13 protein-coding genes are annotated in these 14,305 nt (G+C 40.4%); 6 read left to right on the top strand and 7 right to left on the bottom strand.

What is annotated here, in order from left to right:
• Positions 1–5: 5 nt before the first annotated feature.
• Together BLR37_RS06755 and BLR37_RS06750 are read right to left on the bottom strand one after the other, a co-directional pair.
• On the bottom strand, positions 6–698 hold the full coding sequence (locus BLR37_RS06755; protein WP_167356560.1) for a PspC domain-containing protein: 693 nt from the start codon (positions 696–698) through the stop codon (positions 6–8).
• Between the two features lie 20 nt (positions 699–718).
• Positions 719–1,408 carry an SDR family oxidoreductase gene (locus tag BLR37_RS06750; protein WP_090766586.1) on the bottom strand — a complete coding sequence of 230 codons (690 nt, stop codon included), beginning with the start codon at positions 1,406–1,408 and terminating at the stop codon, positions 719–721.
• A 148-nt stretch (positions 1,409–1,556) separates the two neighbouring features.
• Here BLR37_RS06750 and BLR37_RS06745 point away from each other — a divergent pair, with 148 nt between their 5' ends.
• The 6 genes from BLR37_RS06745 to msrA all read left to right on the top strand — a co-directional run bounded on the left by BLR37_RS06745 (position 1,557) and on the right by msrA (position 6,140).
• Complete coding sequence (locus tag BLR37_RS06745; RefSeq protein ID WP_039478005.1) at positions 1,557–2,291, top strand: MlaE family ABC transporter permease; 735 nt, start codon at positions 1,557–1,559, stop codon at positions 2,289–2,291.
• Complete coding sequence (locus BLR37_RS06740; protein WP_039478008.1) at positions 2,291–3,043, top strand: ABC transporter ATP-binding protein; 753 nt, start codon at positions 2,291–2,293, stop codon at positions 3,041–3,043. The genes BLR37_RS06745 and BLR37_RS06740 overlap by 1 nt, the downstream gene beginning before the upstream one ends.
• 19 nt (positions 3,044–3,062) lie before the next feature.
• Positions 3,063–3,290: a DUF2281 domain-containing protein gene (locus tag BLR37_RS06735; protein WP_090766172.1), complete on the top strand. Its 228-nt coding sequence runs from the start codon at positions 3,063–3,065 to the stop codon at positions 3,288–3,290.
• A gap of 53 nt (positions 3,291–3,343) precedes the next feature.
• Complete coding sequence (locus BLR37_RS06730; protein ID WP_090766169.1) at positions 3,344–4,225, top strand: RsmD family RNA methyltransferase; 882 nt, start codon at positions 3,344–3,346, stop codon at positions 4,223–4,225.
• A gap of 97 nt (positions 4,226–4,322) precedes the next feature.
• Positions 4,323–5,372: a hypothetical protein gene (locus tag BLR37_RS06725; protein ID WP_090766167.1), complete on the top strand. Its 1,050-nt coding sequence runs from the start codon at positions 4,323–4,325 to the stop codon at positions 5,370–5,372.
• 225 nt (positions 5,373–5,597) lie between these two features.
• Positions 5,598–6,140 (top strand): peptide-methionine (S)-S-oxide reductase MsrA, encoded by a 543-nt coding sequence (msrA, locus tag BLR37_RS06720; protein WP_090766164.1) that lies wholly within the window; start codon positions 5,598–5,600, stop codon positions 6,138–6,140.
• Here the strand turns inward: msrA and BLR37_RS06715 are convergent, their stop codons facing one another.
• From BLR37_RS06715 to BLR37_RS06695, 5 genes are all read right to left on the bottom strand, one after another.
• A complete protein-coding gene (locus tag BLR37_RS06715; RefSeq protein WP_090766161.1) occupies positions 6,141–7,229 on the bottom strand; it encodes an acyl-CoA dehydrogenase family protein in 1,089 nt (362 codons plus the stop codon).
• Between the two features lie 12 nt (positions 7,230–7,241).
• Positions 7,242–7,868 (bottom strand): nicotinamide riboside transporter PnuC, encoded by a 627-nt coding sequence (pnuC, locus tag BLR37_RS06710; protein WP_090766158.1) that lies wholly within the window; start codon positions 7,866–7,868, stop codon positions 7,242–7,244.
• A gap of 453 nt (positions 7,869–8,321) precedes the next feature.
• The gene (locus tag BLR37_RS06705) at positions 8,322–11,144 is read right to left on the bottom strand and encodes a DNA gyrase/topoisomerase IV subunit A (RefSeq protein WP_090766156.1); all 2,823 of its coding nucleotides are present in this window, start codon (positions 11,142–11,144) and stop codon (positions 8,322–8,324) included.
• An 815-nt stretch (positions 11,145–11,959) separates the two neighbouring features.
• Positions 11,960–13,645 (bottom strand): PNGase F N-terminal domain-containing protein, encoded by a 1,686-nt coding sequence (locus tag BLR37_RS06700; RefSeq protein ID WP_090766583.1) that lies wholly within the window; start codon positions 13,643–13,645, stop codon positions 11,960–11,962.
• Positions 13,646–13,797: 152 nt separating this feature from the next.
• Complete coding sequence (locus BLR37_RS06695) at positions 13,798–14,286, bottom strand: cytidine deaminase (protein WP_090766154.1); 489 nt, start codon at positions 14,284–14,286, stop codon at positions 13,798–13,800.
• Positions 14,287–14,305 lie beyond the last annotated feature (19 nt).

Raw genomic sequence — 14,305 nt, 5'->3', positions numbered from 1 at the left:
TTTATTTATGCTTGAGGGTTCGTGGTTGTTGAATTATCGTCTTTGTTAACAGGGCTTTCGGGCGTTGGCTCCACAATGGTTTCAGCGAAATCGGCCTTCTTTTGCTGCTCTGCTTCTTGTTGGGTTTGAAAAGCTGCCCAATCGTTTTTTCTTTTTGATTTGGCAATAACAGCAATACCCAATCCAATGAATACTAATGGCCACATGAATTTAAACAGGTTGCGAAAGCTGAACCAATAGGGTATAAAATCCAGTTCGCGCATCAGAAAAAAGCAGCCTATTACCAGTAAAATCAATCCGCCAATGGTGCGGCCGGTATCGTTCGATTTGTTAAAGCCGCTAAAATCGGCACGGGTTTCGAACGGCGTTTTCTGTGTATTATCAACCGGCTGTGTCCAGTTGGTGTTACCAGAACCCACAGGACCAGTAAACTGGTCGCCGGCACCAAAAGGTGCACCAGGGTTTTGTTTGTTAAAAAAATCATTAAATTTTGAGAATCTTGCTGCCGGATCAGGATTTACCGGAACAATAATCCACATCACTATATAGGCAATTAAGCCACCTCCAGCCATAAATATAGCCGATAGTGCAAACAATAATCTGATTATGGTAACCTCCACCTGCATGTAATCTGCAAGTCCCGAAGCTACACCGGCAATCATCTTATCGTGGTCGTTTCTAAAAAGCTTCTTTTCCATAACGTTGTTCATTTTTGTGTTTAAAAATCGAGCGGTGTAATTAAAACCTCATCTACGTTTACCCCTTTACTTAAGTTTAAAATGGTAAATAATGTTTCTGCAATATCTTCTGGCTGTACAAATTTTTCGTCAGGGATGCTTGTTCCTTCCCATGATGCCGTTTTTGTAGAGCCGGGCAAAAACGCAGTAACTTTAACGTTGTGAGGGGCTAACTCTTGCCGCAATACATGATTAAGACTTAACATCGCTGCTTTTGTTACACTATAGCTGCCACCATTTTTTACAGGTGCTTTGCTGGCCACCGAGCAAATGTTAAATATATGGCCACGGCCTTCCGTACGCATCTTTTTACCAAAAAATTTACTGGTATAGTAGCCTGCATTTACGTTCAGGTTTTGCTGCTTTTCAAAGGTTTCATCAGCCTCATCCAGCATACTGCCAGGCAAAAAAGTGCCCACATTGTTTACCAATACATCGATAAAGCCTGCTTCTTCATCAACCTGGTTTAAAAATTGATATACACTCGTTTTAACCGAAAAATCGACCGAATAAATGGCTATGCTTCGCCCGGTAATAAATAATTCATTGCGGAGGGCTTCGAGTTCGTTTACGCTTCGTGCTGCAAGCACTAAATCGTAACCATTTTCCCATAATTTAATGGCTATTGCCCTGCCAATTCCTTTAGTTGCACCGGTTATTACAGCTTTCATGTTTTTGTGGTTTAATTTTTGTTGACAAAAAACCATATTTATATTTAAAAGCACGAATATTTTTACAATTAGCAAAGAGCGACAACTTTTTTATCGTTTCTTTGTAGTAGTATAATAATGATCATTTAAATTAAGCAACACCTACGGAATGAATTTTACCAATTTCGGCAGATACATCCTGCTATTAAAGTCTGTATTCAGAAAGCCGGAAAAGCTGAAAATATACCTTAAAGAGATCGCCAAACAGATGGATTATGTTGGCGTAGGTTCACTGGGGCTTATTGCCATCATCTCTACCTTTATTGGTGCAGTTATGACTTTGCAGATCGCTTTCCAGCTGGTTAGTGATTTTATTCCTAAAACCATTATTGGTTCGGTAAACCGCGATTCGAGTATCTTAGAGTTAAGTCCAACCATTAGTGCTATTGTTCTGGCCGGTAAAATCGGTTCGGCTATTTCATCAGAAATTGGCTCGATGCGTGTAACCGAACAGATTGATGCCTTAGAAATTATGGGTATCAACGCACCAGGTTACCTCATCTTGCCAAAAATAATTTCAGGAATAACCATGGTACCTATGCTGGTTATCATTTCAATGTTTTTAAGCATCACTGGTGGCTACATTGGCGGTTCAGTTTCAGGAGCGGTAACACCTGCAGAATATATTCAGGGTATTACTACCGATTTTAACCCTTACACCATTACTGTGGCGCTGGTTAAAGCATTTGTGTTTGGTTTTATTATTACTTCGGTACCTGCTTACGAGGGTTTTTACGTGCGTGGTGGTGCTTTAGAAGTTTCGCAGGCCAGTACAAGAGCCGTTGTAATTAGCTGTATTTCTATTTTAGCTTGCGATTATATCGTGACCCAATTGTTATTGTAATGATCGAAATTAAAGATATTTATAAATCGTTCTCGGGAAATGAAGTATTAAAAGGCATTTCCGGCAAGTTTGAAGAAGGCGTAACCAACCTGATCATCGGAGGTTCCGGCTCAGGAAAAACCACCTTACTGAAATGTATGGTAGGTCTGCACCAACCCGATTCGGGATCGGTATTGTACGATGGACGTGATTTTACCCCCATGACCTACGAGCAGAGGATTGATGTGCGTAAAGAAATCGGGATGTTGTTTCAGGGATCGGCCCTTTTCGATAGTATGACTGTTGAAGAGAACATTATGTTCCCGCTGAATATGTTTACCGATCAGAGCCGTAAAGAGAAAATAGAACGTGTAAATTTTTGCCTGGAAAGGGTTAACCTGGCCGGTAAAAACAAATTGTTCCCAGCTGAGCTATCGGGAGGAATGAAAAAACGTGTGGGTATTGCCCGTGCCATTTCCATGAATCCTAAATATTTGTTTTGTGATGAGCCCAATTCAGGTTTAGATCCAAAAACCTCTATTGTAATTGATGAGCTAATCAAGGAATTAACAGAAGAATATAAAACAACTACTATTGTGGTAACGCATGATATGAATTCGGTAATGGGCATTGGCGATTACATTTTGTTTTTGCACGAAGGAAAAAAATTCTGGGAAGGCAGCAACAAAGAAATTGCACATACCGACATTAAAGAGCTGAATGACTTTGTGTTTGCCAGCCGCTTTATGAAAGCAGCAAAAGATAAGTTTTAAAAATTTTGTATCTTTGGGCATGACTGCGGCCACGAAAAATATCATTCATAAATTGGAAACCTTACCAGATAGCATGGTAAATGAGGTAGAAGATTTTATTGATTTTTTAAAAGCCAAACATGCCAAAAGCTTTTCTAAAGCTGATGAGGATAAAATAGTTGAAGAGCCAAAAGTTTTATATGGTGCAGCAAAGGGTACAATACTTTACATAGCTGAAGACTTTAATGAGCCTTTAAATTTCTCTTAAAAACCAAATCGTCATGGCGAGGTACAAAGCAATGACGGCATACTATAAATTAAATGATACAATTACTAGCCCCCACCCACTGGAAAGATTACGAACTGATTGATTGCGGGGATTTTGAAAAATTAGAACGTTTTGGCAATGTGATTTTAATCCGTCCTGAACCGCAGGCCGTTTGGAAAAAAACCTTGTCAGAACAAGAATGGCGCAAAACCGCTAACATTACCTTTAAAGGCCGCTCGGCTACCTCAGGAGAATGGGTAAAGAAAAACCATTCCATCCCCGATCGCTGGCATGTAGAATATAAAAACAACGAAGTGGCCATTAAACTCCGTTTAGGCTTAACTTCTTTTAAACACGTTGGGGTTTTCCCTGAACAGGCTGTAAACTGGGATTTTATTTCCTCATCTATTAAAAAGTTTAAAACACCACAGCCTAAAGTATTAAACCTTTTCGCCTATACAGGTGCTGCCTCGTTAATTGCCAATGCGGCCGGTGCAGAAACCACACACGTTGATTCGATTAAACAAGTGGTTACCTGGGCTAATGAAAACCAGGAGCTTTCTGGTTTGAAAGATACCCGCTGGATGGTAGAAGATGCCCTGAAATTTGTAAAAAAAGAACTTAAAAGAGGCAAAAAGTATAATGGTATTATCCTCGATCCACCTGCTTATGGCCACGGCCCTAACGGCGAAAAGTGGAAACTGGAAGACCATATACAGGAAATGATGCAGGATGTGGTACAACTTTTAGACGAAAAGGAACATTTCCTGATCCTGAATACCTATTCTTTAGGTTTCTCATCTGTAATTGTAGAAAACCTGATCCGCACTTCGTTTCCAAAGGTGAAGAACCTCGAAACCGGCGAGCTTTATTTACAGGCCACAGCAGGTGTAAAATTACCCCTGGGTGTTTTTGGCAAATTCTGCAATGTGTAAATGTTAATTACTTTATTTTAAACTACCAGATTTCCATCTTACTTTCATCCCAAACAGATTCGGAAAACTGTCTAAACTTTAACTACTTTAATAATCTATGAAATTCCCACAATTAGCGGGCACACTAATACTTGGTTTCGCCGCAATAAGCTTATTTGCCAACTGTAATTCTGATGGCAAAACCAGCAGCAGTATCGGCAAAATATTTTCTTCCGATTCGACGAAGAAAAAAACAGATTCGACAGAAAATGTAATGAAGCCTGTTGATCCGAAATTATACGATTCTTTAGCTAAAAAACTGGCTAATGGCGATACTACAGGTAAATGGCCGGTAAAAAAGCAACCTTATCCTTTAGCGGGTGCTATTTTGCCTTTTAAACGCATTGTGGTTTATTACGGTAATCTTCACTCTAAAAAAATGGGCGCCTTAGGCGAATATGCACCAAAAGAAATGTGGTCGCGCTTAAATGCCGAGGTTAAACATTGGGAAAAAGCAGACCCATCTACACCAGTACAACCAGGCTTGCACTACATTGCTGCAGTGGCCAGTGGCACACCAGGTAAAGATGGCAAGTACATTAATAGAATGGGTAACAAACAGATTGATTCTGTATTGAAAATTGCTAAAATGCAACCCAATACCATTGTATTTTTAGATTTACAGGTGGCATTGAGTAACATCAAAGCCGAATTACCACACATCGAAAAATACCTTGAACTGCCTTATGTGCATTTAGGTATCGATCCTGAGTTTTCGATGAAAGATGGTTCATTACCGGGTAAGAAAATCGGAACTTATGATGCAGCAGATATCAACTATGTATCAGGTTACCTTGCTGATATTGTTAAAAAACACAATTTACCGCCAAAAGTATTTACCGTTCACCGTTTTACCAAGAAAATGGTAACCAACTCGCAAAACATCAAATTGCGCCCTGAGGTGCAGATTGTAATGCATATGGATGGATGGGGTGAACCGGAGTTAAAGAAAGGTACTTACCGACACTTTATTCAAAGCGAGCCGGTACAGTTTACAGGTTTCAAACTGTTTTACAAAAACGACCTGAAAAAAGCACCAAACAAGTTAATGACTCCCGAAGAGTTATTAAAACTTACACCAAAACCGATTTACATCCAGTATCAATAAGTAAAATATTACAAAAGGCCCGTAAAATTACGGGCCTTTTGCTTAAACAGCTTTTTTGATGAAATAATCCATTATTTGCAGCGTTTTTTATCAGGTTTGTTGACATATGACAACACATGGTTAAAACTTTCAGGAATATTCGGTAGTCAACTGTAATTAATATCAAAAAATATCGTTTTTTTGATTCAATTAATTAGTCGACTAGATTTTACAACAGGTTAGGATATGCAAACAGCAACATTTGGTGGAGGCTGCTTTTGGTGCACTGAAGCCGTATTTCAGGCCCTGAGTGGAGTAAGCAAGGTTACATCTGGCTATATGGGGGGCGATTTAAAGCATCCGACATATATGGAAATCTGCAATGGCGATACCGGACATGCAGAGGTAGTTCAGATCATTTTTGATGAAAACGTTATTTCCTTTAACGAGCTTTTATTTATTTTTTTTAAAACCCACAATCCCACTACACCAAACAGGCAAGGCAACGATGTGGGTTCGCAATACCGTTCGGTGATATTTTACGAAAATGCTGAGCAAAAAACACAGGTAGAGCAAATTATAGCAGCTTTAAGCCTGCAAAACATTTTTGATAAACCCATAATTACCGAGGTGGTACCCGCAGCTGAATTTTATGAGGCTGAAGATTATCACCAGAATTACTTTAACGATAACCAGGGAAAACCTTACTGCTCTTTTGTAATACAACCTAAGTTAAATAAGTTTGCGACTGATTTCAGGAACAAAATTAAACCTGAACTGCTCGAATAATTAAACCTCAAAAGTAAGCAACCCGTGTTGGCTGGCCGTGTGAATATCCCTCCATACCCGATTAATCTCCGATCCTTTTTTGGCCGCCTCTAAACCACAATACGGAAACAAAATACCTGCATTACGCCAACAGGCATGAGCCAATTTACGACAGATTGCACTGACTTTGCTTAGCTTAGCATCGCTTATTTGACCATTATCCATTAACTCAATCCAGGATTCATCAAATGTAGTATAGAATTGCTCACGCAGCGTTTGCACCTCTTTTTTGCACCGGTTTAACTCGGTTGTAAAGAACTGTATTTGTGGATTGCTAAACCTTCGCATACTGGAGCGCGAATGGAATGATTGTTCTACCAATTTAATAAAATGGTTGGTCATACCCAGGCTGTTTACCGTTAAGGTAGTTTCGGCCAGCTGTAAAAAGGGGTAATCAAAACCCGAATCTGCTACCAGGATATCTTTATTGATGGTAAAGGTCCTGTTTTCCGGTACTACAAGGTTTTTTACTTCAAAAGCATGACTACCGGTGGCTATTAAACCAAAGTAAGACCAGCCGGGTAAAATATTAACTTCGGCCTTTTTGAGTATAAATGATTTGATTACGGGTTCTCCGTTTTCATCCAGGATATCATCGCCGTTTTCGGTTTTGAGGGTGCAATTGGCCGTAAATATGGTGGCATGTAATGCACCACTGGCATAATTCCATTGCCCGTTTATACGATAACCTGTTTCGGTTTTAACCGCCTCGCCGCCTACCGCTCCACTCCCGGCAAAACAAACCTCCCTGTCGGCAAAAATTTCGGCTGCCAGTTCAGGATTAAGAAAGCCAGCAAACCAACCTGCACCGGCACATAAGGTAACGGTCCAGCCGAGACTGCCATCAGCTTCTGCCAGTTGTTCTTCTAAACGCAGGATTTCGGGCAACTTTTTATTGGCACCACCATAAACTTCCGGTACAAAAAGTTTAAACCAGTTTTCCTGGTAGGCAAGTGCTAATATTTCGGGATGCAGCTTGCCCATTTCTTCTGAAAGGGCGGCATATTCGGCCATTTTTTCCTGCCAGTTAAGGTTTAAGGTATCTTCCATGATGCTGACAGTTTAAGATTGGGCCAATTTGAGCCTGCTTTTATCGATAATTTTCTTCCAATCGAAAAAGCCGAAAATAGCTACTGTAAATAGAAATGTGGTTAAACAAGCCATTAATGGCAGCTTTTTATGGAACAATAAGGGAATAGCTACAATGTTGGAAATATTGAGAAAAATCCAGTTTTCTATTTTACGTTTGGCCAGTAACCACATACCCGCCCAGGCAGTAGCTGATACAAAGGCATCGAAAAGAGGCACATCCGAATCGGTAAAATGCCTTAATACCAGAAATAATCCCACAAAACCAATAGCAGAAATGAGCACAGCAATGGTTAATTCATTGTTACTTGACCATGATACCTGATTTTCGGCATCCTGTTTTCTTTTCTTCCAGATGATCCAGCCATATACGCTCATTACCAGGTAATAAATGCTCAACAGCGTCTCTGCGTATAGTTTTACGTTTAACAACAGAAACATAGATAAGAGGATAGAGATAATACCAGTTGGGTACAACCAAATGCTGTTCTTTTTGGCCAGCAAAACTTCGGCTACACCAAAACCCACAGCTAACCACTCTATAAAAGATGTATGTGCAATCTGCTCCTGAAAAAGCTTAAACCAATCCTGAAAATTCATTTAAAAATAATTGAAAACTGTTTTCGGGGCGAAACAGCATGGTAAAGCTAACCTCCTTCCTACGTCGGTATTATCCGCATCAGGTACATGGTTTTAAAATTCCAATAATCAATTTAACAATAACCAAAGGTCTGAACATTTGATTTTGGTGATTGGAATTTCTAAACCAATGGGTGTAATCTCAGCAAACTGATTATAAAAGAATTTTAAACCAGTAAGCACCCCTTTGAGCAAGGCAAATATAGGTTTAAAAATGGAAGGTTTTGCTTTTCATTCGACTTTGTGACGTTGGAGTGGGTTTATTTGAGTTAAACATTATAAGGAGATCGTCATTCCCAACTTGCCACGATAACTATAGGATGGGAATCCTAAAGCAATAGCATTAAGATTCCCACTTGCGTGGGAATGACGAGCGGCGGGGCGAAGGGCTCCGCCAATTATATCTAATCTTTATTAAAACAAACCAATTTGCCCTTTGTCATCAATATCGATATCATCAGGGTTGGTAATTTCGAAGTCTACCTTTTTTACAGGTTTATCTTCAGTTTTTTCTTCAGCTTTTGGTGCTTCCTTTTTGGCTTGTTCTGTCGCAGGTTTTTCTGTTTTAGGCGCAGGGGCTTCAGTACGTTCGAATTTTGGTTTTACCTTCTCCGCAACAGGCTCATCTATGGCCTTTTCTGTTGCTTCTGCAGGTTCGCTCGTTTCTTCACCTGTTTCTCCCGCTACATTACCTTCGTTATCATCTTCAACCGGTGTTTCTTCTACTTCTTCCTCCTCAATCTCCGGTTCTTCTAAAACAACCTTTTGCACATCGTGTGGCGATAAACGGTTACCGTTAGCCTTTAAACCTTTAACATCGATCAACTCGGCCAGTACCAAATCAAGGGTTTCCGGAACCTGTGTTTTACCTTTTAACACATCGACAATAATTTTAGCAGCCGGGTTAGCGGTTAAGTGCAATAATTTCGATTTTGGCTCCTCGCTGATGAAGATTGTTTTCTTGCCATTAGCCTGCAATTCGAATGCAAAACGTTTAATGAAGTAATTCTGCGCCTTACCTTCAAAATGAACCGCAGCAAAAGTCCTTTCGGGATCAAACTTCTGGATCAGCAACAAATTATCGTCAAAGTGGTTGGTTAAATCGAAAGAACTCAACTCATAGTAACCATCTTTATGAACCTGTAAAATACGATCGTCGCCATCAAATTCGCCAAGGTATTTACCGCGACCATCAACATTCAGGCGTTTTAACAAATCATCGTACCAGATTTTAAGTCCTGATAAGGTAGAAACCCCTTTGCTTTTTAGAATGATCTTTTTAACCGGATATTTCGATACAATATTACCCTGCGAGCCACGACCTTTAATGGCCACTTCGGCAAAATCAAGATCAAACTGTAGCTTACGTAATTTAGAATGCGGTTTTAAGGCCACATTGATCACTTCGGCCTCTCCGTTCGGGTTAGCTGTAAAATACAACACTTTCGAACCTTTTGATCCTTTGGTTAAATCGTATTCCTTATCGCGGGTTACCCCCACAACCGAAAATCTTTTAATATATGATGTTCCGCTGGCGCCATCTTTATAAACCATGTTATAAACGGTACGCTCGTCATTTTTCTTGAATACCTGAACGTGGATAATGCCTTTACCCACAAAGGTCTTGTCGGCCACTTTGGTAATAATGCATTTACCATCTTCGCGGAAAACAATAATTTCATCAATATCCGAGCAATCGGCTACAAATTCATCCTTACGTAAACCCGAACCCACAAAACCATCAGTACGGTTTACATATAATTTTACGTTGGCCAAAGCAACTTTCGAAGCTTCAACGCGATCAAACAAGCGGATTTCAGTTTTACGCTCGCGCCCTTTTCCGTACTTGTCTTTCAGTTTCTGAAACCAGGCAATGGCATAATCGGTAAGGTGTTTTAAATGGTTTTTAACCACTTTAATTTCATCTTCCAGATTCTTCATTTGCTCATCGGCCTTTTTCACATCAAAACGGGTGATGCTACTCATTGGCTTATCGATCAGTTTCTTAAAATCTTCTGGCAGGATTTCGCGATAAAGCGATGGTTTAAAAGGATCAAACAACATGTGCAACACCTCAACCACCGTTTCAAAATTGCTCGAATTTTCGTACTCAGGGTTTTTATACATTCCCTCCTGAATAAATATCTTTAACAGGGAGCTGAAGAAAATTTTCTCCTGCAGTTCGTGCAGGCGGATTTCGAGCTCTTTTTTAAGTAAGCCCTTGGTGTGTTTGGTATTTTCGATCAGGATATCGTTCACACTTAAAAAGTGTGGCTTATCTCCCTGGATGATACAAGTATTGGGCGATATGGAAACTTCGCAGGCCGTAAAAGCATAAAGTGCATCGATGGTCACATCCGGCGAAATACCGGGTGCCAGGTGCACTACAATTTCTACGTTGGCCGCTGTGTTATCTTCAATTTTCTTGATTTTGATCTTGCCTTTATCGTTGGCCGATAAAATACTATCGATAACGGAACCAGTGGTAGTACTGAAAGGCACCTCGCTGATGACCAAAGTTTTCTTATCCTTTTCGGTAATTTTTGCCCTTACACGGATTTTACCACCCCGCTGACCTTCGTTATAATTCGAAAAATCGGCCATACCGCCCGTAAAAAAATCGGGCATAATGTTAGGGCGTACCCCTTTAAGTGCTTCTATCGAGGCATCAAGCAATTCGATAAAATTGTGCGGCATTACTTTGGTGGCCAAACCTACAGCGATACCTTCGGCCCCCTGAGCCAGCAAAAGCGGAAATTTAACCGGTAAGGTAATGGGCTCATTGTTACGTCCGTCGTAACTTAACTGCCATTCGGTAGTATCTGGATTGAAAACCACCTCGTTGGCAAATTTCGATAAACGGGCTTCGATATAACGGGGTGCAGCAGCACTGTCGCCTGTAACCGGATCTCCCCAGTTACCCTGCATATCAATTAACAAGTCTTTTTGCCCGATTTGTACCATCGCATCGCCGATAGAAGCATCGCCATGCGGGTGGTATTTCATGGTGTTACCAATTACGTTGGCAGCCTTGTTAAAGCGTCCGTCATCCATCTCTTTTAACGAGTGCATGATACGGCGTTGAACAGGCTTTAATCCATCGTTAATGTGTGGAACCGCCCTGTCTAGAATTACATAAGACGCATAATCGAGAAACCAGTTTTCGTATAAACCGTTTATTGGTGTTATGGTATGTTTGTGTTCTTCGTTGATGTTTGGGTCTAGTTCTTCACTCATTTATATACAAAAATTGGCAGCCGTAAATATAATAAAAATGATGGCACAGAGAGAAGAGAGGTTATTCACATTTTGAGGTGGAAAATTTGTTTTTATTCATTTGAAAAGCAGGGTTCCGTACGTTTTATGAAGTGTTTCCTCCGGCTTTCCGATCCGATCTTTTTTGCCCTAACCCCCAGCCCCGGCCCAAAAAAGTATCTCCCCTTCAATCCGGTTTAGAAAAAAATAGTCCTGAGGTACTATTAAGGGTTGCAAAATGCCGGGAAATTCCTGGCAACCTGACATGCGCAAAAACCCGGTCACGTTAACCATCAGGAATATAACGCCATTACAGCTTAAATGTCTTATATGGTAAAACATTAATGCAGGTGCATTTATAATTAATACTTGTACAATTATAATTAACGCGGGTGCCTTTATAATTAACGTAGGTGCATTTATAATTAACGCACCCGCTTTTATAATTAAGGCAGTAGATTTTATAATTAATGTTCCCGCATTTATAATTAATGCACCAGCTTTTATAATTAACGTACCCGCATTTATAATTAAGGCACTAGATTTTATAATTAATGTTCCCGCATTTATAATTAATGCACCAGCTTTTATAATTAACGTACCCGCATTTATAATTAAGGCACTAGATTTTATAATTAATGTTCCCGCATTTATAATTAATGCACCAGCTTTTATAATTAACGTACCCGCATTTATAATTAACGTATGTTCATTTATAATTAACGCATGTGCATGATCCTATCGGCTGGTGTCGCACCAGCCGACTAAAGAAACATACCTACGCACAGTAACTGATATTATTCCGTACCCAACAACAGCCCCGATACATTCCAGGCGCTTGAGCTCGAACCTTCGGGTTTACCCATCGGGATGGTAACCTTAATGGTATGCTGCCCTGCTTTTAAATCGCCGAGGCTAATCCAGTTCGGGTTGGTAACCGTTCCGGGGCACCAGTTAGAACGGCTCAGGTCGGATGATGAAAGTCCGGTTTCAAAATTACCAGAGGCAGGGTTCGATAAACGGTACGAACCGCAATCTTGTCGCCATGGCGTAAAAGCAAAGGTTTCTTTATTGTCTAACCATATTGTATTTTTTCTGGGCACAAATTCATCACCATTTCCCCAACCACCATGACCAGTGGTAATGTAACGTAACCTGGCATCTTTAAGATCTTTATCGAGGGTAAAGGAAACCTCCAGTCCTTTTTCACTGCTAAACATGGTGGCGTATTCCTGTCCGGCCATTTCCATTACGTTAGTAGAATTGAACAGCGGCATAATAATCTCTTTTTTGCCTTCGCCACGACCACCATTATGCAACGTGATGTTCATCGAAACTTTATGTCCGCCTTTATCGTAATTACCAATAAAAACCGCTACCCAGGCTTCTTTTCCGTTCACCAGAGGAAAAAGCTCCGAAATATCCTGACGGTAGTATACTTTCTCTGCCCAGTTTTTATCCTTAAGCTTTAAAGTGTTGTATTTTCCCACACCAAAAGGGGTAAAAAAGCGCATCAGTTCAATTACCGGGTTATAATTGGCTGTAGCTACAACCCCCTGGTATTGCTTTCCATTGCCGTTATCATAAACAGGCAGTTCTTTTACCGATTTTTTCAGGGCATCCATCAGGCTGATGGTTTTATCTGTCGGAATTACAAAAACAGAACCTGTTCTGTCGTAAGCATCGCCGTTTGATTGCTCCGTTAAATCGACAAAAACATTTGGGCTGCCTGTGTAAGCAGGAAATTTAACCTTACGCGCAATCACTGTTCCACCTGCAAAGCGGAAAATAGAATCGGTTGATTGTGGTTTATCAACAAAATTGATGGTTTCGTTATTAAACACACTTAAGGTGGTAAACCTGCCTTTCCACAACAAATCTTTATAGGTTAAACCATCGCTCAGGTTTGTGCTTATTTTGGCTAAATCAATAGTATTTACATTTTTTACTGCTTCTATTTTAGTAGCAGTGACATAACTGCTGCCATTGCGCACCTGCTCTAACACCAAACCCAGGTTTTGGCCTAAAGCAGTGGGTGCGGCTTTTATGCCGGCATCAGTAGTATACCATAAATCGATCCGGTTGGAGTTGACAACCGTGGTTGCTTTTTTACAGGTATAACCCAATATTACTTTTGTATCTGTACTGTATTCAAAAACCTGCTTCGCAATAGCAGCGCTATCAACCGTTGCAATCTGATTGCCCGCACTTAAATTGGCTACCTGGTATAATAGCAGTGTTGGTTTGGTTACCAGGCTTTGCTCGTAAGGATATTTGGCCTTATTATCGAGAATGCCGGCGTTACTGATTAAATTCTGACCAGCAGTAGCAATGACCACCGTGGCATTCCGGTCTTCCTTTGGCTTGCCATCGGCAGAGCGGAAATAAGTAATTTTATAAGTTGCGTTACTTTTGAGTACGCCCTGGGCCTGCAGGTTAAAAGAAATGAAAGCCGAAAAAATGAGGAGGTATAAGTGTTTCATTGTGGTTAAAAAACCAAATATAAATAAAGTATCCGTCATTGCGAGAAGGCTTTTCAGCCGACGAAGCAATCTATTTCGCTTATAGTTCTTGTTATGCAGATTGCTTCATCCAATGAAAAATTGGCTTCGCAATGACGATCACTGGCATTCCCTTATCTCTCCAACCGATCCTCTGCAAAAGCAAAGGGCAATAAACTCTTTACGTTCGGCACCTTCAATATTTCTCCGTTTAAACAATAAAAAATTACCTCAATAGGGCTCCCCTGTTTACGTTCAAACTCGATCATAACCTGTAAACAGCCACCGCAGGAAGTAACGGGTTTTAAAATTTCAAAATGATCGGTTTGTGCCGTAATGGCCATACTTTCGATCACAGCATCAGGATATTTAGCACCGATAGCAAAAAGTGCTACCCGCTCGGCGCAGAGCCCTGATGGATAAGCCAGGTTTTCCTGGTTGCTACCTAAAATGATTTCACCCGATGCCAGGCGGATTGCTGTGCCTACCCTGAACTTAGAGTAAGGCGAATAAGAAGTGGCTAAAGCCCCCTCAGCCTGTTTACATAATAGCTGATCTTTTTCTATTAATTCATCAATACCGCTGTATTGTTCAAAAGATATATTTAGATTTATTGAATTCATTTTAAACTGTTTATTGCAC

Origin of the sequence: Pedobacter soli, assembly GCF_900101435.1 — a bacterium.
Taxonomy (GTDB): domain Bacteria; phylum Bacteroidota; class Bacteroidia; order Sphingobacteriales; family Sphingobacteriaceae; genus Pedobacter; species Pedobacter soli.
Note: the sequence above shows the minus strand (reverse complement) of the source record. Positions and strands in the feature narration are given on the sequence as shown.